29 protein-coding genes and 1 pseudogene are annotated in these 23,921 nt (G+C 45.1%); 23 read left to right on the top strand and 7 right to left on the bottom strand.

Features of this window, described 5'->3' with window-relative positions:
• Positions 1–28: 28 nt before the first annotated feature.
• The gene (locus B5G11_RS09360; protein ID WP_087167424.1) at positions 29–481 is read right to left on the bottom strand and encodes a GNAT family N-acetyltransferase; all 453 of its coding nucleotides are present in this window, start codon (positions 479–481) and stop codon (positions 29–31) included.
• 165 nt (positions 482–646) lie between these two features.
• Between B5G11_RS09360 and B5G11_RS09355 the strand changes: the two genes are divergently transcribed.
• The 19 genes and pseudogenes from B5G11_RS09355 (at position 647) to B5G11_RS09270 (ending at position 14,399) form a co-directional block, all read left to right on the top strand.
• Positions 647–835 (top strand): DUF6472 family protein, encoded by a 189-nt coding sequence (locus tag B5G11_RS09355; protein ID WP_087167423.1) that lies wholly within the window; start codon positions 647–649, stop codon positions 833–835.
• A 50-nt stretch (positions 836–885) separates the two neighbouring features.
• Complete coding sequence (locus B5G11_RS09350) at positions 886–1,419, top strand: putative ABC transporter permease (RefSeq protein WP_087253047.1); 534 nt, start codon at positions 886–888, stop codon at positions 1,417–1,419.
• A gap of 16 nt (positions 1,420–1,435) precedes the next feature.
• Entirely contained in the window at positions 1,436–2,077 is a 642-nt protein-coding gene (locus B5G11_RS09345; protein ID WP_343215490.1) for an N-acetyltransferase, read from the top strand.
• Positions 2,078–2,104: 27 nt separating this feature from the next.
• The gene (locus B5G11_RS09340; protein ID WP_087253045.1) at positions 2,105–2,788 is read left to right on the top strand and encodes a 4Fe-4S double cluster binding domain-containing protein; all 684 of its coding nucleotides are present in this window, start codon (positions 2,105–2,107) and stop codon (positions 2,786–2,788) included.
• A gap of 30 nt (positions 2,789–2,818) precedes the next feature.
• A complete protein-coding gene (locus tag B5G11_RS09335; protein ID WP_087253043.1) occupies positions 2,819–3,280 on the top strand; it encodes a GNAT family N-acetyltransferase in 462 nt (153 codons plus the stop codon).
• 129 nt (positions 3,281–3,409) lie between these two features.
• Complete coding sequence (locus B5G11_RS09330; RefSeq protein WP_087167419.1) at positions 3,410–3,796, top strand: type II toxin-antitoxin system MqsR family toxin; 387 nt, start codon at positions 3,410–3,412, stop codon at positions 3,794–3,796.
• 25 nt (positions 3,797–3,821) lie between these two features.
• Positions 3,822–4,829 (top strand): type II toxin-antitoxin system antitoxin SocA domain-containing protein, encoded by a 1,008-nt coding sequence (locus tag B5G11_RS09325; RefSeq protein ID WP_087167418.1) that lies wholly within the window; start codon positions 3,822–3,824, stop codon positions 4,827–4,829.
• A gap of 32 nt (positions 4,830–4,861) precedes the next feature.
• A complete protein-coding gene (locus B5G11_RS09320; protein WP_087253042.1) occupies positions 4,862–5,461 on the top strand; it encodes a DNA-3-methyladenine glycosylase I in 600 nt (199 codons plus the stop codon).
• Positions 5,462–5,480: 19 nt separating this feature from the next.
• The gene (locus B5G11_RS09315) at positions 5,481–5,720 is read left to right on the top strand and encodes a hypothetical protein (protein ID WP_087253040.1); all 240 of its coding nucleotides are present in this window, start codon (positions 5,481–5,483) and stop codon (positions 5,718–5,720) included.
• A gap of 362 nt (positions 5,721–6,082) precedes the next feature.
• On the top strand, positions 6,083–7,186 hold the full coding sequence (tnpB, locus tag B5G11_RS09310) for an IS200/IS605 family element RNA-guided endonuclease TnpB (RefSeq protein WP_087253038.1): 1,104 nt from the start codon (positions 6,083–6,085) through the stop codon (positions 7,184–7,186).
• A 186-nt stretch (positions 7,187–7,372) separates the two neighbouring features.
• Positions 7,373–7,558, top strand: coding sequence for a hypothetical protein (locus B5G11_RS09305; RefSeq protein WP_158099243.1), 186 nt, complete (start codon positions 7,373–7,375; stop codon positions 7,556–7,558).
• Between the two features lie 28 nt (positions 7,559–7,586).
• Positions 7,587–8,252, top strand: a pseudogene (locus B5G11_RS16735) (HAD family hydrolase); the annotation flags it as partial.
• Between the two features lie 78 nt (positions 8,253–8,330).
• The gene (locus B5G11_RS16730; RefSeq protein ID WP_343215493.1) at positions 8,331–8,786 is read left to right on the top strand and encodes a GNAT family N-acetyltransferase; all 456 of its coding nucleotides are present in this window, start codon (positions 8,331–8,333) and stop codon (positions 8,784–8,786) included.
• A 12-nt stretch (positions 8,787–8,798) separates the two neighbouring features.
• Complete coding sequence (locus B5G11_RS09295; RefSeq protein WP_087253032.1) at positions 8,799–9,269, top strand: LURP-one-related family protein; 471 nt, start codon at positions 8,799–8,801, stop codon at positions 9,267–9,269.
• Positions 9,270–9,301: 32 nt separating this feature from the next.
• Complete coding sequence (locus B5G11_RS09290) at positions 9,302–9,715, top strand: YrvL family regulatory protein (protein ID WP_087253031.1); 414 nt, start codon at positions 9,302–9,304, stop codon at positions 9,713–9,715.
• Positions 9,716–9,727: 12 nt separating this feature from the next.
• Positions 9,728–10,519 (top strand): nitroreductase family protein, encoded by a 792-nt coding sequence (locus B5G11_RS09285; protein ID WP_087253029.1) that lies wholly within the window; start codon positions 9,728–9,730, stop codon positions 10,517–10,519.
• Positions 10,520–10,732: 213 nt separating this feature from the next.
• Positions 10,733–11,152: a hypothetical protein gene (locus B5G11_RS09280; protein ID WP_087253027.1), complete on the top strand. Its 420-nt coding sequence runs from the start codon at positions 10,733–10,735 to the stop codon at positions 11,150–11,152.
• Between the two features lie 232 nt (positions 11,153–11,384).
• Positions 11,385–13,550 (top strand): PTS transporter subunit IIABC, encoded by a 2,166-nt coding sequence (locus tag B5G11_RS09275; protein ID WP_087253025.1) that lies wholly within the window; start codon positions 11,385–11,387, stop codon positions 13,548–13,550.
• Between the two features lie 21 nt (positions 13,551–13,571).
• Positions 13,572–14,399, top strand: coding sequence for a PRD domain-containing protein (locus B5G11_RS09270; RefSeq protein ID WP_087253023.1), 828 nt, complete (start codon positions 13,572–13,574; stop codon positions 14,397–14,399).
• Between the two features lie 107 nt (positions 14,400–14,506).
• On the opposite strand, the gene B5G11_RS09265 is transcribed toward B5G11_RS09270, so the two are convergent.
• Entirely contained in the window at positions 14,507–16,063 is a 1,557-nt protein-coding gene (locus B5G11_RS09265) for an ABC-F family ATP-binding cassette domain-containing protein (RefSeq protein ID WP_087253021.1), read from the bottom strand.
• Between the two features lie 204 nt (positions 16,064–16,267).
• Between B5G11_RS09265 and B5G11_RS09260 the strand changes: the two genes are divergently transcribed.
• Positions 16,268–17,239: a Gfo/Idh/MocA family oxidoreductase gene (locus B5G11_RS09260; RefSeq protein ID WP_087167406.1), complete on the top strand. Its 972-nt coding sequence runs from the start codon at positions 16,268–16,270 to the stop codon at positions 17,237–17,239.
• 10 nt (positions 17,240–17,249) lie between these two features.
• Here the strand turns inward: B5G11_RS09260 and B5G11_RS09255 are convergent, their stop codons facing one another.
• Positions 17,250–17,966, bottom strand: coding sequence for a gamma-glutamyl-gamma-aminobutyrate hydrolase family protein (locus B5G11_RS09255; protein WP_087253019.1), 717 nt, complete (start codon positions 17,964–17,966; stop codon positions 17,250–17,252).
• 66 nt (positions 17,967–18,032) lie between these two features.
• Between B5G11_RS09255 and B5G11_RS09250 the strand changes: the two genes are divergently transcribed.
• Genes B5G11_RS09250 through B5G11_RS16890 form a run of 3 tightly spaced genes read left to right on the top strand, consistent with a single transcriptional unit; the run spans position 18,033 to position 19,907 of the window.
• A complete protein-coding gene (locus B5G11_RS09250; protein ID WP_087253017.1) occupies positions 18,033–19,001 on the top strand; it encodes a dipeptidase in 969 nt (322 codons plus the stop codon).
• A 26-nt stretch (positions 19,002–19,027) separates the two neighbouring features.
• Positions 19,028–19,825 (top strand): DUF1835 domain-containing protein, encoded by a 798-nt coding sequence (locus B5G11_RS09245; RefSeq protein WP_087253015.1) that lies wholly within the window; start codon positions 19,028–19,030, stop codon positions 19,823–19,825.
• A complete protein-coding gene (locus tag B5G11_RS16890; protein WP_255396416.1) occupies positions 19,785–19,907 on the top strand; it encodes a hypothetical protein in 123 nt (40 codons plus the stop codon). Before B5G11_RS09245 ends, B5G11_RS16890 begins: the two co-directional genes overlap by 41 nt.
• 99 nt (positions 19,908–20,006) lie before the next feature.
• On the opposite strand, the gene B5G11_RS09240 is transcribed toward B5G11_RS16890, so the two are convergent.
• The 4 genes from B5G11_RS09240 to B5G11_RS09225 all read right to left on the bottom strand — a co-directional run bounded on the left by B5G11_RS09240 (position 20,007) and on the right by B5G11_RS09225 (position 23,875).
• On the bottom strand, positions 20,007–21,254 hold the full coding sequence (locus B5G11_RS09240) for an MFS transporter (protein ID WP_087253013.1): 1,248 nt from the start codon (positions 21,252–21,254) through the stop codon (positions 20,007–20,009).
• A 127-nt stretch (positions 21,255–21,381) separates the two neighbouring features.
• Entirely contained in the window at positions 21,382–21,813 is a 432-nt protein-coding gene (locus B5G11_RS09235; RefSeq protein ID WP_087167400.1) for a MarR family transcriptional regulator, read from the bottom strand.
• A 148-nt stretch (positions 21,814–21,961) separates the two neighbouring features.
• Positions 21,962–22,492 (bottom strand): GNAT family N-acetyltransferase, encoded by a 531-nt coding sequence (locus B5G11_RS09230; RefSeq protein WP_087167399.1) that lies wholly within the window; start codon positions 22,490–22,492, stop codon positions 21,962–21,964.
• Positions 22,493–22,648: 156 nt separating this feature from the next.
• Positions 22,649–23,875 (bottom strand): argininosuccinate synthase, encoded by a 1,227-nt coding sequence (locus B5G11_RS09225; protein WP_087253010.1) that lies wholly within the window; start codon positions 23,873–23,875, stop codon positions 22,649–22,651.
• Between the last annotated feature and the right edge of the window lie 46 nt (positions 23,876–23,921).

Genomic DNA, 23,921 nt, shown 5'->3' with positions numbered 1-23,921 from the left:
TCTGTTTTTTTTGCATGAAGATTGTTTCTCATGACAAATCTTTTCGGTAGACTCTGGACATGACACCAACAGCATTTTCCATCATCTGATAAAAGGAATATCCGTATGTTTCATACAGCCCGGTTTCTCCGGTAGCGATGAACACTTCTCCTGCGCCGTCCTCTTTTGCAGTCCTGCACGCATGATCCAGAAGAAGTCCCATATACCGGTGGCCTCTGTACTGCGGGAAGGTATAGACAAATCCGATCCAGGGACCAAGGTCTGTATTTTTGATGTCATCGATGTCTGATAAGGTGCAGAATGAGACCAGCTTTTTGCCTTCTGTCAGAAGAAAAAGTCTCACATGATTACCGCAGAATTCATGGATCTCATTCTTGCTCAACAGTTCATAGAGAAACTGACCTGCGCTCCAGTCGCTTTGCCTGATTTCCTCAAGCCAGTGTGCCTGATATTTTGTGCTGAAATATTCTTTGATTTCCATTGTTCCCTCCTGATCTCCGCCTGTTTTTTTCTATTTTACAAGGAGTCAGAGAAAAAAGAAAGAGATATGGAAGAAAATGAGAAACGGAATGTTTCCTTGCTTTTCTTAAAAGCCCTGATATGATACACTGATAGCAGAAATGACAGAGAAGAGGAGGGAACGTCAATGGGAAATCAATCTGCACAGAGCTGTAGCAGCTGTGCTTACTATATTTATGATGAAGAGTATGACGAATATGTCTGTGATGCCGCGATGGATGAAGACGATTATGTCCGGCTGCGTATGGAGCCGCATTATTCCTGTCCGTATTATCGGAACGGGGATGAATACCGGGTTGTGCGAAAGCAGATGTAAAGAAAGAGACCGTAAAAGATGACAAAAGGAGAAAACGAAAGGGGACGGTTATGAAAAGAAAAGTACAGGAATATTTTTTCTATTTTATGCTTTATTCTATGATTGGATGGATTTATGAGGTGTTTTTGGAAGTCGTTGTGTACCGCTGGGGCTTCTCCAACAGAGGAGTGCTGTTTGGCCCGTATTGTGTGATCTACGGCTTCGGAGCACTGATTTTGATTTTTACACTGGGAGGTCTTCAGAAAAAGAAGATTTATCTGGGGAAGATTCTGGTGACGCCGCTTCTGGTATTTGTGGGAATTGTTGTGATTACCACGGTGGTAGAATTGATCGGAAGTTATATTATGGAATTTACTTCCGGCGGCTGGATGTGGGATTATACCCGGTTTGCCTTTAACTTTCAGGGGCGGATTGCGCTAAATCCGAGTATTCGTTTTGGTATTGGCGGAATGATTTTTCTGTATTTACTTCAGCCGCTGTTTGTCAGGCTGACAAAGAAAATTCCGGAGAAGGCATTTTCTGTGCTGACCGGAGTTCTGGCAGTGCTGTTTATCATCGATGTTGCGGCATTGATTTTACAATAAGTTCGAGGTGAAAACGATGGAAATGTTGAAAATCAGAAAAGAGGAAAAACAGGACTATAAAGAGGTGGAAAATCTGATCCGGAAAGCATTCTGGAATGTGTATGTTCCGGGATGCTCGGAGCATTATGTGGCACATGAACTCAGAGCTCATGAGGACTTTGTGCCGGAACTGGATCTGGTTGCCGAGTTGGACGGCCGGATCGTGGCAAATGTCATGTATACGATTGCAAGGCTGACAGATGAAGCGGGCGAGGAAAAGAAAGTGCTGACGTTCGGACCGCTCAGTGTCCTTCCTGAGTACCAGAGAAAAGGAATCGGGAAACAGCTTCTTGAGTATTCCTTTGAGATTGCAGAAGAAATGGGATTTGATGTAATTGTCATTATGGGAGATCCGAATAATTATGTGGCTCGTGGATTTAAGAGCTGTAAACGGTTTTCTGTCTGTCTGGAAGGCGGGATATTTCCGACCGGAATGATGGTAAAAGAGTTAAAACCGGGAGTGCTGGATGGAAGAACATGGTACTACAGAGAAAGTCCGGCTTTTGAAATCGATATGGATAAAATCGAAGAGTTTGATCAGATGTTTGAGCCGAAAGAGAAAAAAGTTCAGCCAAGCCAGGAGGCATTTTATATAATCAGTAATTCTACCCTAAACTAACTGATCCGGCACAGGAAGGTGAGAGCTATGAATATCACAGAACAGGTGAAACAGGTGCTTTATGAACAGGGAGCAGCGCTGGTTGGAATCGGGGATATGCGCCCGGTTCAGTTGTGCCGTTTTCCGGCAGGGATTTCAGTTGCGGTTCCCATCCCGAAGCATGTCATTGAGGATTTAAAAACAGCTCCGACAAAAGAATATTATGAGCTGTATGGAAGCTTAAATGCGAAATTAAATACGATTGTAACAGCGGGGGAAACATTTCTGAAAGAACAGGGGTATCATGCCTGGGCGCAGACAACAGACCGGGTAAAAGTAGATGAAGAAAACTGTTCTGAGATTCCGCATAAAACAGTGGCCGTCCGGGCGGGGCTTGGATGGATCGGGAAGAACTGCCTGCTGGTGACGCCGGAATATGGTTCAGCTATCCGGATTTCCTCCCTTTTGACGGATGCGCCTTTAGAATGTGCACAGCCGATGGAGAAATCCAGATGCGGCGGATGTTCACTTTGTGTTCAGCACTGTCCGGCAGGGGCACTGAAAGGAACCCTCTGGAGTGCAGGAATGGAGCGGGAAGAGATTGTCGATGTCAACCGATGCTATCAGAAGCAGAAAGAAATTATGTACGTCAGCACCGGAATTGATACAGACCTGTGCGGGAAATGCTTTGCCGTTTGTGCATACACGCAAAACTATCTGAAAAAACAATAGAAGTAAAGTGAAACATGGGAGAGAAAAACGATGTGTGAGTACCATATCATGAATTTAAGAGAAAAACCGCAGTGGAAGCAGAAGGCAGCACAGTGGTTTCATGAAAAATGGAATGTTCCGGTGGATGCATATCTGGAAAGCATAGAAGAAAGTCTGAACAGTGAAAATCCGGTGCCGCAGTGGTATCTGGCTGTAAAAGAAGAACAGATCATCGGTGGAATCGAAGTGATTGAAAATGATTTCCATGATAGAAAAGATCTGACGCCAAATGTCTGCGCGGTATACGTGGAAGAAGAATTTCGATGCCGCGGGATTGCAGGAAAGATGCTGGAGACTGTCTGCCGGGACATGAAAGAAAAAGGTATCGATACGCTCTATCTCATCACAGACCATGACTCCTTTTATGAACGGTATGGATGGGAATTCTACTGCATGGTGCAGGGAGACGGGGAAGAAGAAATGACGAGGATGTATGTACATCGGGAGAGATAGGAAACGAAAAGGATTCTGGACTTCAGAGTCCTTTTTCGGTGATGGGATATTGACAAAAACCGATCATAGATGTAATCTAATGATAGAATAAATGAAAAAATCAATCATTAAAATGAGGGGAGTTTTAGATTGAATATAGGGAGAAAGGAAATAGATTGTTATCTTTCCGAGGTAAAAAAGGCAGTCAAAAACGGGAAATACCGACTGGAAAGAAATGATAGAAGACAGGATAATCAGGATTTGTTTTTTAACTATGTGTTAGATGAACAGAAAGTCAGGAAGATTATACTGGATTTATCAGTGGAAGATTTTTCGGAGGTTCTCCAAAATAAACATAAAGGATATGAATATGAGAGACTTTATGTTTTTGGAAAAGATGTTACTCTATTAGAACGGTTTGGGAGCAGAGAAAAAACAGTATCTTTGTATATCAAGTTTAATAAGCTGGAGAATTGTTTTGTGATTGTGGTTTCATTTCATGAGCAACGCTATCCGATTAAATATTACTTCAAATAAAGATTCCGGGTCAGGAGGTAAGAATATGTCAAAGAAGGGTAGAATCGATTTCTGCGTTGAATGCAGAAGAGAAACAGAGTATGTTTTATGTAAAAAAACTGTTGTAAGGAAAATCAGAGATAAAGAATATCAGTTTACGATTACGACAGCGATTTGCAGCGAGTGTGGAAAAGAAATGAGTATTCCGGGGCTTCTTGATAGGAATATACAGGAGATGGATGAGCAGTATCGAAAGACAGAAGGAATTGTGTCAACAGAGGAAATTAAGAAGCTGATGCAGCTTTATAATCTTGGAAAGGCGCCGCTATCTCTTGCATTGGGGTTTGGCGAGGTGACAATAACGAGGTATCTTTCAGGACAGATTCCATCAAAAGAATACTCAGATATCATCAGAGCTGCTTTAACTTCACCCTCATATATGAAGAACCGTTTGAAAGAAAATCGTTCGAAAATTGCGTCAACTGCTTATAATAAGGCCGTTGTGGCAGCGGATTCTCTAGAAAATCTGTTTTCTGTATCGGATAAAATGCTTCAGGCAATTGCATATATTTTTGAAAGTTTGGAAGAGGTTACACCTTTGATGCTTCAAAAGCTTCTTTATTTCATTCAGAGTATTTACTATGTGCTCTTCGGAGATCCATTATTCGAGGAAGACTGCGAAGCATGGGCACACGGCCCGGTATATCCGGAAGTTTATAATCTGTTTAGAGATTTTAAATATAATCCGGTTGATGATGTACGATTTGCAGTCCTTAATGGTATATCAGATGATCTTGCAGAGAATGAAAAGCATGTGATCGATCTTGTGGTTAATACATTTGGCTTATATGGGGGGAAAGTGTTGGAACAGATCACGCATAGTGAAGAGCCATGGAAAGATGCCCGTAAAGGATACGAGGAGCAGATTCAGTCTCAAGAAACGATGTCAAAAGAACGTATGAAAAAATATTATGAATTCATAAATAGCAAATATCCGATTTCCTCAGAGATTGGATTGAAAAGATATATTCAGGATATTCTGATGAATGTTTAATGACAGAAGAAAACGAATGAGAGGTGAATGCCATGGAGCGTTGCGGCTGGTGTATGTGCAATGAAAAAATGATGAAGTATCACGATGAAGAATGGGGTGTCCCGCTCCGGGATGACCAGAAGCAGTTTGAGTTTTTGATGATGGAAGTCATGCAGTGCGGACTGAACTGGAATATGATGATTCAGAAGAGGGAAATTTTCCGTGCCTGCTTTGATTCCTTTGATTTTGATAAAGTGGCAGCATACGGGGAGGACGACATTGAGCGGATTATGGAAACCGAAGGTATGATCCGCTCCCGGAGAAAGATTGAGGCGGTGATCCATAATGCCAGGTGCTTTCAGAAGATCAGGGAAGAGTTCGGTACTTTTTCTGATTATATCTGGAGTTTCACAAAAGGGAAAACATATCTGTATACCGGGCATCAGAAAGGAGAGGTTCCAGCCAGAAACGGCTTATCTGACAGGATCAGTAAAGATCTGAAAAAGCGGGGATTAAAATATATGGGTTCGGTGACCGTTTACTCCCATCTGCAGGCATGCGGCATCGTCAATGACCATAAGGAAACGTGTTTCCGGTATCAGGAACTGTTAGAAATGTCGGATGCAGTACATAAAAGAAGAGATAAAGAGTAATAGAAACGGGGCGGATAAAATGATCAAGTATCAGGATATTGTTTTGTTAAATGGTATATTGGAAGAGAGCGGTACACGATTTCATGTGGGGTATAAAAATGAGGAGACCGCCTGCGTCATTCCGCCGGGAGAATGCTGTCTGACAGAGGAAGCAAGAGAGACTGCGATAAAATGTATTCAGGAATATTATGCATCAAAAGGAGAAGAAGTCCGTTTTTCAGAAGATGGATATTATTTTTCTTGTGTTTCCAAAGATTGAGTACAAAATAAGTGATCTTTAAACGGTTGTTTTGAATAACAATTAGTTTTGTTGGGCAAGGTAGCAAAAAGTAGCGAGGCGTGATATACTTGCTTCGTGGAAGCCTGGAAATCGAAAACAGATGCAAGTATTTATTACGTGATAGAAACAGAGTTAACAATGTCTGTCAGCAAAATTGTAAATATGATAAAAATTACACGATGCATCACATATGAGAACGGTATCCGATAGACTTAGGGAAACTTTTTTGAAAGAACACATACTTTGGGCGGATAGATATTTCCGGGCAACATTGGAAATGCTTTAGAAAAAATGCTGAGGAAATACATAGAAAATTAGGGCTGATGGGGAGGTGATGGTTAATGTTAAAGGCATATAAATATAGGATTTATCCAAATAAAGTGCAGGAAGAAGTTCTGGAAAAGACGTTTGGCTGCTGCCGTTTTGTTTACAATCAGACCTTGGCATACCGAAAAGAAAAATATGAGAAAGATAAGAAATCTATGAGCAGAACTGACTGCAATAATTACTGCAACAGACAATTAAAAGAGGAATATGAATGGTTAAAGGAAGTGGATAAATTTGCGCTTACAAACGCAATATATCACATGGATTCGGCCTACCGGAAATTTTTCAAAGAACATGCCGGATATCCCAGATTCAAAAGCAAACATAACAGCCGTAAATCTTATACGACAAATTATACAAATGGAAATATCAGCGTAGATTTTGATGCCAGAAAAATAAAACTGCCAAAACTAAAACAAGTGAGGGCGGAGTTGCACAGAAAATTTACAGGTCAGATAAAATCAGCAACGGTGTCGCAGGTTCCAAGCGGCAAATATTATGTATCAGTTTTAGTAGAGACGTACCATGAACCATTTCCGGAAACAGAAGGGAAAATTGGTTTGGATTTAGGGATTAAAGACATATGTGTTACGTCAGATGGACGGAAATACAGGAATCCTAAAATACTGTCGAAGATGGAAAGAAAACTGGTAAAACTACAAAGGCAGTTAAAGCATAAAGAAAAGGAAAGTAGTAACTATTATAAGGCAAAAAGGCAGATTGCGTTATGTTATGAGAAAATAGTAAATGCCAGAAAAGATTATCTGCATAAGCTGTCGCATGAGATTATCAGCGAAAATCAAGTGATAGTCTCTGAAAACTTACAGATAAAAAATATGGTAAAAAATCATCATCTTGCAAAATTCATATCGGATGTATCGTGGTACGAATTGACAAGGCAACTCACATATAAAGCGGAGTGGAATGCGAGAAAATATGTCAAAATAGATACGTTCTATGCCAGCAGCCAGTTATGTTCAGCTTGTGGCTATCGGAATACAGGTACAAAAAATTTGTCGGTGAGGAAGTGGATATGTCCAAAATGCAGAGCAGAACATGACAGGGATATTAATGCCGCAAAAAACATATTAGCAGAGGGCTTAAGAAAAATAGCGTAATAGTATATAGGGCAGGAACTGCCCGAATCAACGCCTGTGGAGATAGTAGGGTACGAGGTCGATGAAGCAGGAAGCCCATTGGCTTTAGAAAATGGGTAGTTCACCTGAACGATGGTACTTGTATGAATAATATCCAGTTGGTGATTGACAAGAATAAAGTTGGAAATAAATAAAAATGCGTTCAATGTGGGAGCAGCGTTAAAGGCAGTCGGCTCTTTTGTCAGATCCAAGCGCAACGGTTATGAAATTCAGATTCAGACGATTGAGGTGCTTGGTAATTGCCCGTTTGACCGGATGCTGATGTATGTGACGGGAGTATCCAACATCCGGGATACACTGTTGTTCCCAAGAACAGTGGGAAATCTGTTCTAACAGTAAAACAGATGATAAAGAGGAAAGAATGATGTATCAGACTTATATTTTTGACTTATACGGAACATTGGTTGACATTCACACGGATGAGACTAAAATAGAAGTGTGGGAAAAAATGGCTCTGTTTTATGGGTATTATGGAGCATTTTATACGGCTGAAGAGCTTCGGCAAACATACCGGGAGCTGACACAGGAAGCGGAAAAAGAGGCATTGCGCCACGACAGCCATGAAAGCTTTCCGGAGCTTCAGATCGAGGACGTCTTTCTGGAATTATTCCGCCGGAAAGGGGCAGATGTTCTAAAAGAGACTGCGGTGTATGCCGGTCAGTTTTTCCGAGTCCTTACGACAGAGTATATCCGGCTTTATGATGGGACACGGGAACTTCTGGAGGCTTTAAAAGCCTCCGGAGGGTCCCTTTATCTATTGTCCAATGCTCAGCGGATATTCACAGCGTATGAGATGAAGGCACTTGATATTTTCCGGTATTTTGACGGGATTTATATTTCTTCCTCCTATGGAGTCAAAAAGCCGGACCGACGTTTTTTTGAGATCCTTCTCGAAAAGGAAGAGCTCAAAAGAGAAGAGGCTGTCATGATTGGAAATGATGGCATCTGCGATATTAGAGGAGCAAAAGAAGCCGGCATCGACACATTTTATATCCGGTCCAATATTTCCCCGAAAGAAGAGACGCCGGATGCGGATTTTGTACTGGAAGAAATGGATCAGCGCCGGGTTAAGGAAATGCTGCTTTCCGGTAAGAAAAAGGAAGCCCTGCGGCTTCGCCCATACCGGGAGGAGGATGCCGAAACGCTGGCACAGCTTTTCTATGATACAGTACATACGGTCAATGCGGCTGATTATACAAAGGAACAGCTGGATGTTTGGGCTCCAAAAGAGCGTGATCTGCATGCATGGAACCAGTCCTTTTTAAAGCACAGGACACTCGTTGCTGAACGGGACGGCAGGATTGCCGGTTTTGGAGATATGGACGAAACCGGGTATCTGGACCGCCTGTATGTGCACAGGGAGTTCCAGAGACAGGGGATAGCTGAGGCGATCTGCGATGCCCTGGAAGGAGAATCGGAAGCGGACGTATTTGAAACCCATGCTTCGATTACGGCCCGGACGTTTTTTGAGGCCAGAGGCTATGAGGTGATTCGTGCCCAGCAGGTGGAAAGGCAGGGAATTTTGCTGACCAATTATGTAATGCGAAAAAGAAGGCAGTAGAGGAGAAAAGGGATGAAACTGTTAATCAAACAAAGAGTATTTTCATGGACGGATACCTATGATATTTATGATGAATACGGGAATGTCCGTTATTTTGTGAAAGGAGATTTTTTCTCGATTGGACACCGGCTCAGAGTATATGATGCCGCTCAAAATGAGATCGGTATGGTTCAGGAGAAACTGCTGCATCTCCTCCCGACCTTTGAAATCTATGCAGGAGGACAGTTTTATGGTACTGTTGCAAAGAAACTGACGTTGCTCCGTCCTAAATATACGGTGGATTATAAAGGATGGCAGGTCGAGGGAAACATGATGGGCTGGGAATACGATGCCTTTGCAGGCGGTGTTCTGGTGATGCATATTTCCAAAGAGATTTTCCACTGGGGAGATACTTATGTAATTGACATTGCAGATTCTGCAGATGAAATTATGGCACTGATGCTGGTGCTTGCGATTGACGCGGCAAACTGTGCATCTAATTAAGCAGAGAGGGAAACTGAGAAATACGAAATCCTATGAAAAAGTCAAAAATTGTATCGATTTTGATCGGAGCGGCATTGTTTCTGGCAGTGGCGCTTCCGGTCGTTTTTCTGGAAGCCGTGATCGGCGGTTTTATTATGAAGCTATTCGGATTCCACTATGACTCTATGAAAAGTGTTTTTCTGTTTTTTCTGGTGGTAGCTGTAGCAGATGCACCTTTGGAGATTCTGGCAAAAGCACTTCCAAAAGCGATGATGAGCCTTGGATGGATCCGAAAATCCGGAAGATTCTTTCTGTGGTATGTGTTGGATATGCTGTTTGAGATGATGACGCTGGCGGGAGCAGACCTGTTTATGGACAGCGTCCGTGCGGAGGCGGCGGGAATTCTGGTTGTGTCCGCACTTTCGTCTGCAATTACTGTCTGGCTGGACAGAAAGGAAATGAGATAAAGGAGAATAAGCATGGTAAAGATTGAGGAAGAAAAATGTATTGGATGTGGAAAATGTGTTCAGGACTGTGTAGGACATGCCCTGAAGCTGGAAGACGGAAAGGCGGCAGTAAAACGGGAATGTATTCTTTGCGGACACTGCGCCGCGATCTGTCCGATGGATGCGGTGAAGATTACGGAATATGAAAGTGATGAGATGATTCCGTATGAAAAAGAGCGTTTTCAGCTGGATCCGGAAGTATATGCAAATGCAGTGAAATTCAGAAGAAGTGTCCGGAATTATAAAGAACAGCCGGCGGAAATAGAGAAAATCCGGAAGATTTTGGATGTGGCGGCACATACGGCAACGGCAAAGAATGAACGTAAAATGAAATTCGTGATTGTACAGGACAGGCTGGATGAATTCAAAGAGATGGTCTTTGAAGGAATCGGTGAGGAGCTGGAACTGCACAAAGGGGAAAAGAGTCCGGTGACAGCGCTGCTTTACAGCTTTTATAAAGGGAGAACACGGGATCCGAAGGAGGAATTTCTCTTCCGGAACGCACCGGCGGTACTTTACATTATGGGAGAACGCCTGGATGACGCAGGACTTGCAGCCCAGAATATCGAAATGATGGCTCAGGCGCTTGGCCTTGGCGTGCTGTATAATGGCTATCTGAAGGCGGCAACGATGTGCTCTGAAAAGGTAAGAAACTTTCTGGACAAAGAGGGAAGGCCGGTGGCAGTCTGCATGCTGATCGGATATCCGGCGGTAACCTACAGAAGAACTGCGCCGAGAAAAGAAGCGGAATACGAAATCTTGTAAAATCGGATTGACAAGTAAATTTGAATGTGTTATATTCGTTCCAAGCAATGGAAAGGGAGTAGCTTAAACCTTCTTCGGAAGGTCGATTTGTAATCGTCAGCCGGTATCGAGAGGTACCCGTAGCAAATGAGATAGCAAGACTTTTATTGTGGCAGATGTCATGATAGGAGTCTTTTTTATTTGGTATGAAATTCAGAAGGAGAGGAAAATGAGATGGAAGCAGTAATGATGAGAGAGGATCTGAAGTGTGCAGAAGAAGCAGGAGTACAGGCGCTTCAAAGCCTGTATACAGTCAGAGAAAAGTTAAACAGTGCAAAAAAATGGGGAATTCTGGACATTTTTGGGGGAAGCATGATCAGCACCTATATGAAACATTCCCGAATCAATGAGGTAGAAGGAATGATCGAGCAGGCGAGAATCAGGCTGACAGATTTTCAGAAAGCATTGCGGAAAGTAGAAGTATCACCGAAACTTCAGACTGAAATCAGCGGATTTCTTACCTTTGCGGATTTCGCATTTGACAACCCGATTACAGATTATCTGGTGCAGACAAAGCTTCAGAGCCTGGGTGAAGAAGTGGAAGACACGATTCAGCTGACAGAAGAGCTTCTTGCACATATCAGAACACAGTAGGAGGGACGAACAGCGAGGAAAAGTTTATAGAATTTTTAGAAAATGATTGACACAGCCTTAAATCATAGTATATACTGACAGTAGAAAACAGCATATGATAGCGTGTTACTGAATTTCAGGCATGAACTATCCTTACACATTCCGCACAGTAGCCGGAGTGTATGATGGGAGAAGTTCATGCTTTTTTGTTTTCAGAAAATACTGCTGTCAGATCAAAGAGAGGAGAGAAACTATGAAAGACAAAATTTTTGGTGTTCTTCAGAGGATTGGACGAAGCTTCATGCTTCCGATCGCCATTCTTCCGGTTGCCGGCCTGCTGCTTGGAATCGGAAGCTCGCTGACGAATGCGACGACGATTGAGACATATCATCTGGCAGGAATCCTTGGAGAAGGAACAGTGCTGAACGCATTATTCACGATTATGACAAAAGCGGGAAATGCGATTTTTGACAACCTGCCGATTATCTTTGCCGTAGGTGTGGCAATCGGTATGGCAAAGAAAGAAAAGGAAGTAGCGGCACTTTCTGCGATGATAGCGTTTCTTGTCATGAACGTTACCATCAACGCAATGCTTCAGATTGACGGGACCATCCTGGCGGACGGCACGGTTGCTTCTGATGTACTCAGCGGTACGGTGGCAAGTGTCCTTGGTATTCAGACATTGCAGATGGGTGTGTTTGGAGGTATCATTGTAGGACTTGGTGTGGCGGCGCTTCACAACAGATTCCATAAGATCGTGCTTCCGAATGCGCTGTCATTCTTCGGCGGTTCCAGATTTGTGCCGATTATTTCCACCATCGTTTATGTGGGCGTCGGTATTCTTCTTTTCTTCGTATGGCCGTTCGTACAGAATGGAATTTACGCGCTTGGAGGACTTGTAACAGGAACCGGTTATGTCGGTACTTTGATTTTTGGTATTATCAAGCGTGCGCTGATCCCGTTTGGACTGCATCACGTATTTTACCTTCCGTTCTGGCAGACCGCAGTGGGCGGAACGATGGAAGTGGCAGGACAGCTTGTACAGGGCGGACAGAATATTTTCTTCGCACAGCTTGCTGATCCGAGCACCGTGCACTTCAGTGCAGACGCGACGAGATATTTCTCCGGAGAATTCATTTTCATGATCTTCGGACTTCCGGGAGCAGCCCTTGCAATGTACCATTGTGCAAAGAAAGAGAAGAAAAAACAGGCCGGCGGTCTTTTGCTTTCCGCAGCACTGACCTGTATGCTGACAGGTATCACAGAGCCTCTGGAATTTTCCTTCCTGTTTGTGGCTCCGTTGCTTTTTGTAGTTCAGGTGATCCTGGCAGGTGCGGCATATATGATTGCGCATATCCTGAATATTGCCGTGGGACTGACATTTTCCGGAGGATTTATCGACCTGTTTATCTTCGGTATTTTACAGGGCAACGACAAGACAAACTGGATGCGGATCATCCCGGTAGGTATTATTTACTTTATCCTTTACTATGTGATTTTCCGTTTCCTGATCTTGAAGTTTAACTTAAAGACACCGGGACGTGAAGATGATGATGCAGAGACAAAACTGTATACGAAAGCAGACTACAAGGCAAAACAGGGTGCAAAGGATCAGACCGGCTCTGTGTCAGGAGGAGATGAGAGAAGTATTCTTATCACTCAGGGACTTGGAGGAAAGAAAAATATTTCCGATGTGGACTGCTGTGCAACAAGATTGCGCTGCACGGTTGTGAAACCGGAACTGGTAAATGATCAGATTCTGAAACAGACCGGTCCGTCCGGAATTGTGAAGAAGGGACAGGGAATCCAGATTATCTACGGACCGTCTGTCACCGTTGTAAAATCCAATCTGGAAGACTACCTTGTGAATGCTCCGGATGAAGAGTACATCGCACAGGAGACAGCTCCGGAACTGGAAGAGGAACAGAAAGAAGAAACGAAAAATACAGTAGAAAAGACAACGAAAAAGGTGCTTTGCTCACCGTTTACAGGGGAGGCGCATCCGATCACAGATACTCCTGACGAAGCGTTTGCAGGAAAGATGATGGGAGACGGCTATATGGTCATGCCGGAAGAAGGAGTTGTCTATGCACCGGAAGACAGTACAGTCAGCTTCGTATTCCCGACCAATCATGCGATCGGCCTGACAACAGAGGACGGCGTAGAATATCTGCTTCATATCGGTGTAGATACGGTAAAACTGGAAGGAAAAGGCTTCGAGATGTTTGTAAATAACGGAGATTTCGTAAAAAAGGGAGACAAACTGATGGCTTTTGATATACAATATATAAAAGAGCATGCGAAATCCGAAGCCTGCATTGCGGTATTTACCGGACTGACAGAAGAGGAAGAAATTGTAATGAAGGCATCCGGGCATGTAAATGCACAGGAGGATATTGCGGAGATCGTGAGCTGCTGATTGTAAAGGAGCTTATGTCAGATGTATCGAATTATCAAAGTATTGAATAACAATGCCATTCTTGCCCTGGACCGTGAGAAGAAGCGGGAGATCATTCTGCTCGGAAACGGGATCGGCTTCGGGAAACATCCGGGCGAAGAGATGAAAATGATCAAAAACGCCAAGATTTACACGCTGGTGACGAAGAAGAAGCAGGTCTCCGCATTGAAAGTGGTCAACGGTATCAAGCCGGTATATATTGAGGCCACCGGACGAATTCTGGAGGAAGCGGAGAAGGTATTTGAGCATGTCAGTCATGACTCTCTGCTCCCTCTGGCAGACCATATCGCGCTTGCGGCAAAGCGGGCGGAAGAGAAGAGGCAGATACCAAATCCGTTTACGCCGGACATCAAGGTACTGTTTGAAAAAGAGTACGAGGTTGCCCTGAAAGGGCGGGAAATCATCCGTGAGATGACTGGTTCCGAGATCTCTGATGATGAGGTCGGATTTATCTCTCTGCATATTCATTCGGCCCGTACGGATGAGAAGGTTTCCGAGACACTGGATAATACCCGGATCATTAATGAAGGAATCAGGATGATTGAAGAGCAGTTTCAGATTGATGTGGAACCGGATTCTCTTGCGTATAACCGTATGATGAGCCATATTTACTACATGCTTGTACGGACACGCAAAGGCGAGCAGGTGAAAGCAGACTTAAATGAATTCGTGCAGCTGAAATATCCGAAAGAGTTTGAGGCGGCAGTGAAGATCTGTGCCTGGATGGAAAAAGAACTGAAGACGGAAGTGAAACGGGAAGAAATCGGATTTCTGGCGATCCATATTTTACGGATTGTAGACCGGGAATAGATAGAGCAGAAAATGTTTCAAAAAAAGAGATCCCTGCAGGAATCAAGGGGCGGCCGTAAGGCCCGGATTCCTGCGGGGATCTTTTGCGTCTGTTTCGGTTTTACAGATTAGATGATTTTGGTTGTCCACTTTGTGCAGTCCCACACTTCGGATACCACATCCCGGTAGAACTCCGGTTCGTGGCAGATCAGAAGGAGACTTCCACGGTATTCCAGAAGTGCTTTTTTCAGTGCTTCCTTGGCATCCACATCCAGATGGTTGGTCGGCTCGTCCAGAAGCAGGATATTCGTGTCACGGTTTACAAGTTTACATAACCGGACTTTCGCCTGCTCGCCTCCGCTTAATACCCGGATCTGGCTTTCGATATGCTTGGTAGTCAGGCCGCATTTTGCAAGGGCAGACCGCACTTCGTACTGATTGAAGGATGGAAATTCATCCCAGATTTCATCGATGCAGGTGGCGGTGCTTTCGCCTTTGACTTCCTGCTCGAAATATCCGATCTGGAGATTTTCTCCCAGCTCACAGCTTCCGCTCAGCGATGGAATCAGCCCGAGGATGCTCTTTAAAAGCGTTGTTTTCCCGATTCCGTTTGCTCCGGTGAGCGCAATCTTCTGGCCGCGTTCCATGGAGATGGAAAGAGGCTTGGAGAGAGGCTCGTTGTATCCGATCACCAGATCCTTTGTCTCAAAGAGAATCCGGCCCGGTGTCCGCCCGTAGCGGAAGTGGAATTCCGGTTTCGGACGTTCAGCTGCAAGTTCGATTTTCTCCATCTTGTCCAGCTTTTTCTGACGGGACATGGCCATGTTCCGTGTGGAGACCCGGGCTTTATTCCGTGCCACGAAATCTTTCAGCTCGCTGATTTCCTGCTGCTGTCGGCGGTAGGCCGCCTCCAGCTGTGCTTTCTTGACAGCGTAAACTTCCTCAAAATGCGTATAGTCGCCTACATAGCGGTCGAGTTTCTGATTTTCCATGTGGTAAATGATGTTGACAACGTCATTTAAGAATGGAATATCATGGGAGATCAGGATAAAAGCACTTTCATATTCCTGAAGATAGCGCTTCAGCCAGGCAATATGCTCTTCATCCAGATAGTTGGTCGGCTCGTCCAGAAGAAGGATGTCCGGCTTTTCCAGAAGCAGTTTTCCAAGAAGGATTTTAGTACGCTGTCCACCGCTTAAATCGGTGACATCCCGGTCCAGGCCGATATCCAGAAGACCGAGGGCTCTTGCCACTTCCTCCACCTTGCTGTCAATGGTATAGAAGTCGTGCATGGTCAGGGTGTCCTGAATGGTTCCGAGCTCTTCCATCATGGCAGTCATTTCATCTTCCGAAGCAGCTCCCAGAGAATCACAGATCTGATTCATCTTTTCTTCCAGTTCAAAGAGCCAGGAAAAGGCGGATTTCAGTACGTCCCGGATGGTCATTCCTTTTTCCAGGACCGTGTGCTGATCCAGATAGCCGACACGGACATTTTTGGACCATTCGATTTTCCCTTCATCCGGTGTCAGATGGCCGGTAATCATATTAAAAAACGTGGACTTTCCTTCCCCGTTTGCGCCTACCAGTCCGATGTGTTCACCGCGGAGCAGGCGGAAGGAAACATCCGAAAAGATCGCACGGTCTCCAAAACCGTGTGACAGATGTTCTACATTTAAAATACTCATCACTCAAACTCCTTATGATACAGTCTTTCCCTATTGTACAGGAAAACCGAAGGATTGTCACCCGGAAAAACAGAATTCTCTTTCAGTCGTTAGTTTTGCCTTACAGCGGGAAATTTGATACAATAAGGACAGAGTGGAGGAAGTAAGGAGATTGTAATTGTATAACATCTAAATCAACATGCAGATCAGAAAAGGAGGACAAAGATGAAGGTAGGAATTATCGGAGCGGGCGGAATTGCCGTCACTATGGCGAAGACATTAAATGAGATGGAGGACGCAACAGCATATGCAGTGGCATCCCGTGACCTTGCAAAGGCACAGGCATTTGCCGAAAAGAATCAGATAGAAAAGGCGTACGGTTCTTATGAGGAACTGTTTGCAGATCCGGAGGTGGAACTTGTCTATGTGGCGACTCCGCATTCCCATCATTATCAGTATATGAAGATGGCGCTGGAAGCCGGAAAACCGGTGCTCTGTGAGAAGGCATTTACGGCAAACGCCGCACAGGCGGAGGAGATTTTCCGGATTTCCGAGGAAAAAGGGATCTTTGCGGGTGAGGCAATGTGGACACGTTTCCTTCCATCCAGAGCCATGATTGACGAGGTGATCCGTTCCGGAGAGATCGGGAAGGTCCATATGATTACGGCAAATCTCGGCTATGATATCAAAAATGTAGAACGGCTTCGTAATCCGGAGCTTGCCGGAGGGGCGCTTCTGGATGTGGGTATTTATCCGCTGACTTTTATCCGGATGATTACCGATGCCAAAATCAAGTCCATGGATACGTCCTGTGTCAAGCTGGAGACCGGAGTTGACGCGCAGAATGCAGCCACATTTATTTTTGAAGACGGATGTATGGCATCGATGCACAGCAGCATGTTAGGCGGAACAGAGCAGGCAGGAATCGTCTACGGCGACAAAGGATATCTGATTGCATGGAATATCAATGATGTGGACAGGATTCAGGTTTTTGACAACAGCAGAAAACTGATCCGGGAGATGGAAACGCCGGAGCAGATTACCGGATTTGAGTACGAAGTACGGGCAGCTATGGAAGCTGTACGTGCGGGAAAAACGGAATGCCCGCAGATGCCTCACAGTGAGTCGATCTACATGATGCAGCTGATGGACAGCATGCGAAACGCATGGGGCATCCGTTTTCCGTTTGAAAAGTAAAAAAGAGCAGTCAGTTTCGGCAGGCTTTGATGAAGGCGGAGAAGATCCGGCTCATTTTCCGGGAGGTCAGATACATACATTCCGGATGCCACTGGATGCCAAGCAGGAAAGGATGCCTGATTCCTTCCACCGCTTCAATCAGTCCGTCCGGTGCGAGGGCACAGATTCGGAGAACTTCTCCCGGATCTTTGACTGCCTGATGGTGGAAGCTGTTGACTTTGGCCTGTTTTCCAATCAGGTCGGACAGCATCGTATCTTCCAGTGTGCGGACGAGATGGACAGGATCATGCCGGAAAGCGGCAGCGGGGCTGTGGTTAAAGAAATCCGGCTGCTCGGACAGATCCTGGTAAATGGTGCCGCCGCAGGCAAGAGTCAGAAGCTGCATTCCCTTGCAGATACCGAGGACCGGCTTTTCAGAGTGCTTCAGAAGAAAGGTAAGAAAGTCAAGCTGGAACCGGTCAAAGTCATAATCGGTTGTTCCAAGTTCCGGGGACGGGACCTGACCGAACAGTAGGGGATTGATATCGGCGCCGCCGCAGAACAGAAAACCGTCGTATTTTTTCAGACACGCCCGAAAATAGGAGAGTTCCATGTCTTCGTAAAAAGGAATCAGAAAAGGCAGTCCGCCGTGATCTGCGGCCGCCTGTATGTACGGAAGACTGGTAAACATGCGCCCGTGTTCTCTGGCGCACACAACGATACCGATGGAAGGGGAATTCTGTTTCATATCTGATTTCCTTTCTGCTTATATTAGATTATAATGGTATCAGTTTATGAAAAGGAGTCGTTTCTTATGAATCTGATTGACATGCACTGTGATACGGTATATGAATTATTGTCCGAAAATATGCCGGATCAGGATCTGAAAAAGAACCATCTGAAAGTAGATATAGAAAAAATGAAGCGGGGAGGATCCATGGCCCAGTTTTTTGCCTGCTTTGTGCCGCTGGAGGAATTTCTTGGAAAATCGAAGCACGAACAGGCATATGAATATGTCAGAAGGATGGCCACGTATCTGAAAAAGCAGATCTGGATCTATCCGGATGAGATTGCTTTCGCAGGAAATGGAAACGACCTTGACCGGAACAGAAAGGATGGAAAGATCTCCGCGTTTCTGACACTGGAAGAGGGTGGAGTGATCCATGGAGAGCTGGAACGGGTGCAGGGACTTTATGATATGGGAATCCGCCTGATCACATTGACGTGGAATTATGAAAACTGTATCGGCTATCCGAACAGCCAGGAGGCGCAGGTGATGGAACAGGGATTGAAGCCGTTTGGCTTTTCCGTGGTTGAGGAAATGAACCGGATCGGGATGATTATCGACGTCTCCCATCTGTCAGAGGGCGGCTTCTGGGATGTGGTTTCTCACAGCAAAACCCCTCCGGTGGCGTCTCATTCCAATGCGCGGGCGCTTCGGAATCATCCGAGAAATCTTTCGGATGAACAGATCCGGGCGCTTGCCGAAAAAGGAGGGATTGCCGGCCTGAATTTTTATCAGGAGTTTCTTGGGAAAAGCGGTTCCTGCCTGATCGAAGAGATGGTAAGCCATGTCCGGCACATGTACCAGAAAGGCGGAGAAGAAGTTATCGCCATTGGAACGGATTTTGACGGCTTTGGCGGAGCAGAGAAGATGGAGATCGAAGACATCGGTGCGATGCCCCTTCTTTACGATGCGCTCGGAAAGGCCGGATTTACCCAGCGACAACGGGAAAAGATCTGGTACGGCAACGCAAAACGTGTGATTGATACAGTACTTTAGTTGATAATTTTTTGAGGGAGAAATATATGGTAGAAGTAGTATTTGGTGCAAGTGAGGCGGCTTCATTGAAAATGTCCCGGCTGCGAAACCGGGCGGACGAGATTATCTGTCTGGATCTGGGACTGGACGTTGGAGAGATCCGGAATCTGGATAATGAAAGTAAAAGAAGCAATGCGCTGGAAACCCTGTTCCGTGACGGGACAAAAGCGGGAGAGCGTGTGTGGAAAGAATATAAAGAACGAGTCAACAGATACAGTGTGATGCCGGAGAGATTGAGAACGCTTGCGGCAGAGGGGAAAACAATCCGTATCTGGTACGGCAAAGCACCTTATGAAGTGTGCGGCTATTATTATACCTGCCACCTGTTAAACGATTTGACCGATCAGATTTCAGCAGTGAAACTGCCGGACGTCCTGTTCCGTCAGGATACCAACATGCCATATGAGGTATCTACGATGGGAGAGATTGTGCATGAGGAATTTCCATCGCTCCTTGCGTATGAAAAACCGTTGAATGAGTGGGAAATCCAGATCGGGACGATGCACTGGGAGAGACTTGTGCAGGAGAATGCAGTACTCAGAGCCTCTGTCAATGGAAAGCCGATGAGCGTTCGGGAATCCTTTTATGACTTCATGATCGAAAACACGTTGACAGAAGAACCGCAACAAGAAGCAGAGGTTCTTGGAAACGTTCTGGGAGAATATGAGCCGGGAATCGGAGACGGCTGGCTGGCACACCGGATTGAAGCCGGGATCAGGAAAGGAACAGTCCGGATCGCAAAAGATGACAGAAATCCATTTGAAAGATGGATCTGCAAGAAATAAAGGAGGAGACAGCATGATCCGGAGAGGCGTGACCGAGGATCTTGCGGCGGTTGCCGGAATTCAGTATACATTTGAAAGATAAAAGAGAAACATAGCGTATTGCCAAAGCGGGCCCCGGCAGCCGGTGAGCTGTCGGGGCCACGCTTTTTATCTTTTTGGAGATTTTAGTGAATCAGGATTTCTAATTTGTCTTTTCCTCATTATACCTTTTTTCTGATGCCTCTGTTTTTACCGAATACCGGATAAACACAAGGCTGGTCAGCAGAATCATGCAAAGGCCGGAAATGAAAAACCAGACATTCACGCCTACTTGTTCTGCTATCGGACTGCTGAAAAGTAATCCAATCGGCATTGTAACGGAAGAAATCAAAGTAAGTACCGAAAATGCCCGTCCCATTTTTTCGGGAGCAACGGTTTCCTGTATATAAGCAGTCAGTGGAATTGTATGAACATTTCCGGAAGCGCCCAGGCAGATACAGCTTGCTGCAAAGAAGAACCAGCCAACATAAGTCGGAGGTATGACGCCGCAGATCAGAGATGTGCTCCCCATTCCAAACAGACCGATAAAAGAAACTCTGATTTTACGTTCTACTTTTAAAACGCTGGAAAACAGGAGGGATGCTACCATCATGCCGACGGCAAAGGACAGCTCCACAGCACTGCCGTGCATGGCTGACAACTGAAAATAATCGCTTGTCATCAATGGATAAAAAGAAGAGAGCGGTGCGTAAAAGAACATGCAAAGTGCTTCTGCGGCAACAATGTAAAACAGTCGTTTATCTTCTTTAAATACCTGTAACCCCTCTTTGATTTCTGCAACAAAATGCTGTTCTTCCTTGTCTGTTTTTTCCAGCTTCGGGATTTTCACAATGGCTAATGCGCTGCTTGCTAAAATTGCTCCTGCCACATCACTCACCAAAACGATGGACATAGGGAAGAACGAGTATAAAACTGCGCCGATGACCGGCCCGATCAGGAAAGAACCGGAACTTAAAAGCTGCATCCACCCATTGGTTTTGATCAGTTGGTCTTTTGGTACAAGCTGCGGAATAATGGACTGTATGGCCGGCTGCTGAAAGGTGCTGCCAATCCCTCTGACACAAAGCATAATACATACTGTCCATACCGGCAGGTCAAAAAAGTACAGCATCACTGCGTAAATCAGTGCAGTGATTCCCATTGCCATGTCCGAAAAAATAGAGATAAACTTTCGGTTGTAGCGGTCTGCCGCAATGCCTGCAATCGGGCTGAATAACGACATTGGGAGATAGGCGACAAGCCCTGATATTCCCAGCATGAAAGGCGAAGATGTCTTCTCAGCAAGCCACCAGATCAAGGCAAACTGAACACCGTGGCTGCCCAGCATGGAAACTGCCTGTCCTAATGCAACGATGATAAATTGTGATTTCCACTTTTGTATTTTTTTCATATTCAATTGTCCTCTCATTTTCAAAATAGTTTTTCAAACAGGGGACAATATCAAGTACGATAATCCCCTTAGCGTACTGATGCCGACATCAAGCCACCTCCCTTCCAAAGATCATTCTTCCCTGTATTTATAGCAGGGCTTCCATATATTTCTTTAATCCGTCACGATATTTTTTCGTAAGAGCCAGGTATTGTTGCTGTTCTTCCGGAGTCCACTCACTCCAGATTTTGTTTTCGATTTCGTGTAAAGGATAGATTTTTTCCAATGAAAATTTCTGCCCTTTTTCAGTCAGACAGAGAATGGTATTTCTGCCTTTCCCTTGTTCCAGATATACAATTTCTTCTTTTTCTAATTTGCGGATGGCAGAATTGATGGTCTGGCGGCTGATGCCTGTGAGTCTGCTGATCTCACTTTGCAGACATTTTCCGCCTTTCTCGCAGAGTACATATAAAATATTCTGAACACTGTCTGAAATTCCCGTTTTTACAGCGGCTTCATGATATAAAGCATTGATTTCGCCTGCCAAATAAGTATATTGTTCTGCTCCTAAGTAGTGCATATGCTCACCCCCTTGTCCGATTTCGTACATTGTACATTATATCCGATTTCGGACATAAGTCAAGAGATTTTTTATGAAATAGTAGGGAAATGAAAAAACGGACAGTTGCGTCTGCAAATGTCCGTTTTTAGCTTATAAGGAAATTCGTTTATTCCACTGTAATCCAGTACCGTTCAAAGTTTACCTGTTCTTCCGGTTCCCAGACAGTGCCGTCATAAACGCCGCCGTTTGCAAGGATCGTCTTCCGGCTTGCGACATTGGTATCCACGCAGGAGACCATTACCTTTTCCAGTCCGAGTTCTTTGCAGTATGGAAGACAGTCGTGAAGCATCTGCTTTGCGTATCCCTTACGACGTTCGCTTGGACGGATGGAGTAGCCGATATGTCCGCCGTATGTTTCCAGAAATGGAGTAAAGGAGTGACGGATCTGGATGGTACCGAGGATTTTGCCGTCAGACTCTCTGACATAGATAAACTGAGTCGATGGTACCATATCCTCAGGGATATCATCGCCCTTTTCAAAGCGTACTGTGTGTGCTACCCATTCTGCCGGATCTTCCATGTCGGCCAGAGGGCCGCAGCCATTGAGAGGGCTCCCCGCATCGAGAAACTCCTGACGATAGGAGCGGATCTCATCCGAAAAGGAAATGTCCGGTCGTTTCAGTGTTAAGATTTCCATTTTTCTTTCCCTCCCTCACAGGTATGATTCTAATAATCTTACCAGAATAGGAGCGGGAATTCCAGTGTTTTTTCACCTCTGATACGTAAACATGCCAAAACTTCCGGAGAATAAACATTCCCCGGAAGCTGGTTTATAATTATGCATGATTATGAATTATTTCTGATTATTCTTTTCTTCCATCAGCTTCATGGCACGAACTTTCAGCGGAAGTCCGAACAGGTTGATGAAGCCGTCAGCGTCGTGGTGATCGTAAAGATCGCCGGTTGTGAAGCTTGCAAGTGATTCATTGTACAGAGAATATGGAGAGGTTGTTCCGGCTTTGATAATGTTGCCTTTATACAGTTTGAATTTTACTTCTCCTGTCACATATTTCTGTGTGGATGTTACGAATGCCTGGATTGCTTCACGAAGCGGTGTAAACCATTTTCCTTCGTAGACAACCTGAGCGAGTTTGTTGCCCATGTTTTTCTTCACTTCATAGGTAGCGCGGTCGAGAACGAGTTCTTCCAGCTGCTGATGTGCTTCCATCAGGATCGTTCCGCCAGGAGTTTCATAGACACCACGGGACTTCATGCCGACAACACGGTTTTCCACGATATCGATGATACCGATGCCGTGTTTTCCGCCGAGTTTGTTGAGCTCTGTGATGATTTCGGAAACTTTCATCTCTTTGCCATTCAGCGTTTTCGGTACGCCGCTTTCGAATGTCATGGTCACTTCTTCCGGTTCATCCGGTGCTTTTTCCGGTGTTACGGTAAGTACGAGCAGATCATCGTAGTTTGGAGCCTGGGACGGATCTTCCAGTTCCAGACCTTCGTGGCTGATATGCCAGAGGTTCCGGTCACGGCTGTAGCTGTGTTTTGTATCAAATGGAAGATCAATGCCGTGCTGTTTGCAGTATTCGATCTCATCTTCACGGGACTGCATGGTCCACAGATCTGTCATTCTCCATGGAGCGATGATCTTCAGATCCGGTGCGAGAGCAGTGATTCCAAGTTCAAAGCGGATCTGGTCATTTCCTTTTCCGGTTGCACCGTGGCAGATTGCTACGGCATTTTCTTTTCTTGCGATTTCCACAAGTTTCTTTGCGATTCCCGGACGAGCCATAGCAGTACCGAGCAGGTATTTGTTTTCATAAACAGCGCCTGCCTGTACGCAAGGCATAATGTAGTCTTCGCAGAATTCATCTACGATATTTTCAATATAAAGCTTGCTTGCGCCGGACATTTTCGCACGTTCTTCCAGTCCGTCAAGCTCCTCTCCCTGACCGCAGTCGATACAGCAGCAGATGACATCATAGTTAAACGTTTCCTTCAGCCACGGGATGACAGCGGTAGTATCCAGTCCGCCTGAGTACGCCAGTACAACTTTTTCTTTCATATCTATATCCTCCTGAAATTTTGTTTTCGTCAATCACATGTGTTAC

The organism is Drancourtella sp. An57, from assembly GCF_002161525.1.
GTDB lineage: Bacteria > Bacillota > Clostridia > Lachnospirales > Lachnospiraceae > Sellimonas > Sellimonas catena.
This window is presented reverse-complemented; position numbering and strand designations above follow the sequence as displayed.

Bases quoted from the DNA above. Each gene is read 5' to 3' on its own strand.
- B5G11_RS09335 (WP_087253043.1), top strand. From the start codon at position 2,819: ATGTGTGAGTACCATATCATGAATTTAAGAGAAAAACCGCAGTGGAAG.
- B5G11_RS09250 (WP_087253017.1), top strand. From the start codon at position 18,033: ATGAATCTGATTGACATGCACTGTGATACGGTATATGAATTATTGTCC.
- B5G11_RS09340 (WP_087253045.1), top strand. From the start codon at position 2,105: ATGAATATCACAGAACAGGTGAAACAGGTGCTTTATGAACAGGGAGCA.
- B5G11_RS09290 (WP_087253031.1), top strand. From the start codon at position 9,302: ATGAAAAAGTCAAAAATTGTATCGATTTTGATCGGAGCGGCATTGTTT.
- B5G11_RS09295 (WP_087253032.1), top strand. From the start codon at position 8,799: ATGAAACTGTTAATCAAACAAAGAGTATTTTCATGGACGGATACCTAT.
- B5G11_RS16890 (WP_255396416.1), top strand. From the start codon at position 19,785: ATGACAGAAATCCATTTGAAAGATGGATCTGCAAGAAATAAAGGAGGA.
- B5G11_RS09315 (WP_087253040.1), top strand. From the start codon at position 5,481: ATGATCAAGTATCAGGATATTGTTTTGTTAAATGGTATATTGGAAGAG.
- B5G11_RS09270 (WP_087253023.1), top strand. From the start codon at position 13,572: ATGTATCGAATTATCAAAGTATTGAATAACAATGCCATTCTTGCCCTG.
- B5G11_RS09260 (WP_087167406.1), top strand. From the start codon at position 16,268: ATGAAGGTAGGAATTATCGGAGCGGGCGGAATTGCCGTCACTATGGCG.
- B5G11_RS09360 (WP_087167424.1), bottom strand. From the start codon at position 481: ATGGAAATCAAAGAATATTTCAGCACAAAATATCAGGCACACTGGCTT.
- B5G11_RS09325 (WP_087167418.1), top strand. From the start codon at position 3,822: ATGTCAAAGAAGGGTAGAATCGATTTCTGCGTTGAATGCAGAAGAGAA.
- B5G11_RS09350 (WP_087253047.1), top strand. From the start codon at position 886: ATGAAAAGAAAAGTACAGGAATATTTTTTCTATTTTATGCTTTATTCT.
- B5G11_RS09265 (WP_087253021.1), bottom strand. From the start codon at position 16,063: ATGAGTATTTTAAATGTAGAACATCTGTCACACGGTTTTGGAGACCGT.
- B5G11_RS09345 (WP_343215490.1), top strand. From the start codon at position 1,436: ATGGAAATGTTGAAAATCAGAAAAGAGGAAAAACAGGACTATAAAGAG.
- B5G11_RS09255 (WP_087253019.1), bottom strand. From the start codon at position 17,966: ATGAAACAGAATTCCCCTTCCATCGGTATCGTTGTGTGCGCCAGAGAA.
- B5G11_RS09240 (WP_087253013.1), bottom strand. From the start codon at position 21,254: ATGAAAAAAATACAAAAGTGGAAATCACAATTTATCATCGTTGCATTA.
- B5G11_RS09355 (WP_087167423.1), top strand. From the start codon at position 647: ATGGGAAATCAATCTGCACAGAGCTGTAGCAGCTGTGCTTACTATATT.
- B5G11_RS09320 (WP_087253042.1), top strand. From the start codon at position 4,862: ATGGAGCGTTGCGGCTGGTGTATGTGCAATGAAAAAATGATGAAGTAT.
- B5G11_RS09235 (WP_087167400.1), bottom strand. From the start codon at position 21,813: ATGCACTACTTAGGAGCAGAACAATATACTTATTTGGCAGGCGAAATC.
- B5G11_RS09275 (WP_087253025.1), top strand. From the start codon at position 11,385: ATGAAAGACAAAATTTTTGGTGTTCTTCAGAGGATTGGACGAAGCTTC.
- B5G11_RS09285 (WP_087253029.1), top strand. From the start codon at position 9,728: ATGGTAAAGATTGAGGAAGAAAAATGTATTGGATGTGGAAAATGTGTT.
- B5G11_RS09280 (WP_087253027.1), top strand. From the start codon at position 10,733: ATGGAAGCAGTAATGATGAGAGAGGATCTGAAGTGTGCAGAAGAAGCA.
- B5G11_RS09225 (WP_087253010.1), bottom strand. From the start codon at position 23,875: ATGAAAGAAAAAGTTGTACTGGCGTACTCAGGCGGACTGGATACTACC.
- B5G11_RS09230 (WP_087167399.1), bottom strand. From the start codon at position 22,492: ATGGAAATCTTAACACTGAAACGACCGGACATTTCCTTTTCGGATGAG.
- B5G11_RS09245 (WP_087253015.1), top strand. From the start codon at position 19,028: ATGGTAGAAGTAGTATTTGGTGCAAGTGAGGCGGCTTCATTGAAAATG.
- tnpB (WP_087253038.1), top strand. From the start codon at position 6,083: ATGTTAAAGGCATATAAATATAGGATTTATCCAAATAAAGTGCAGGAA.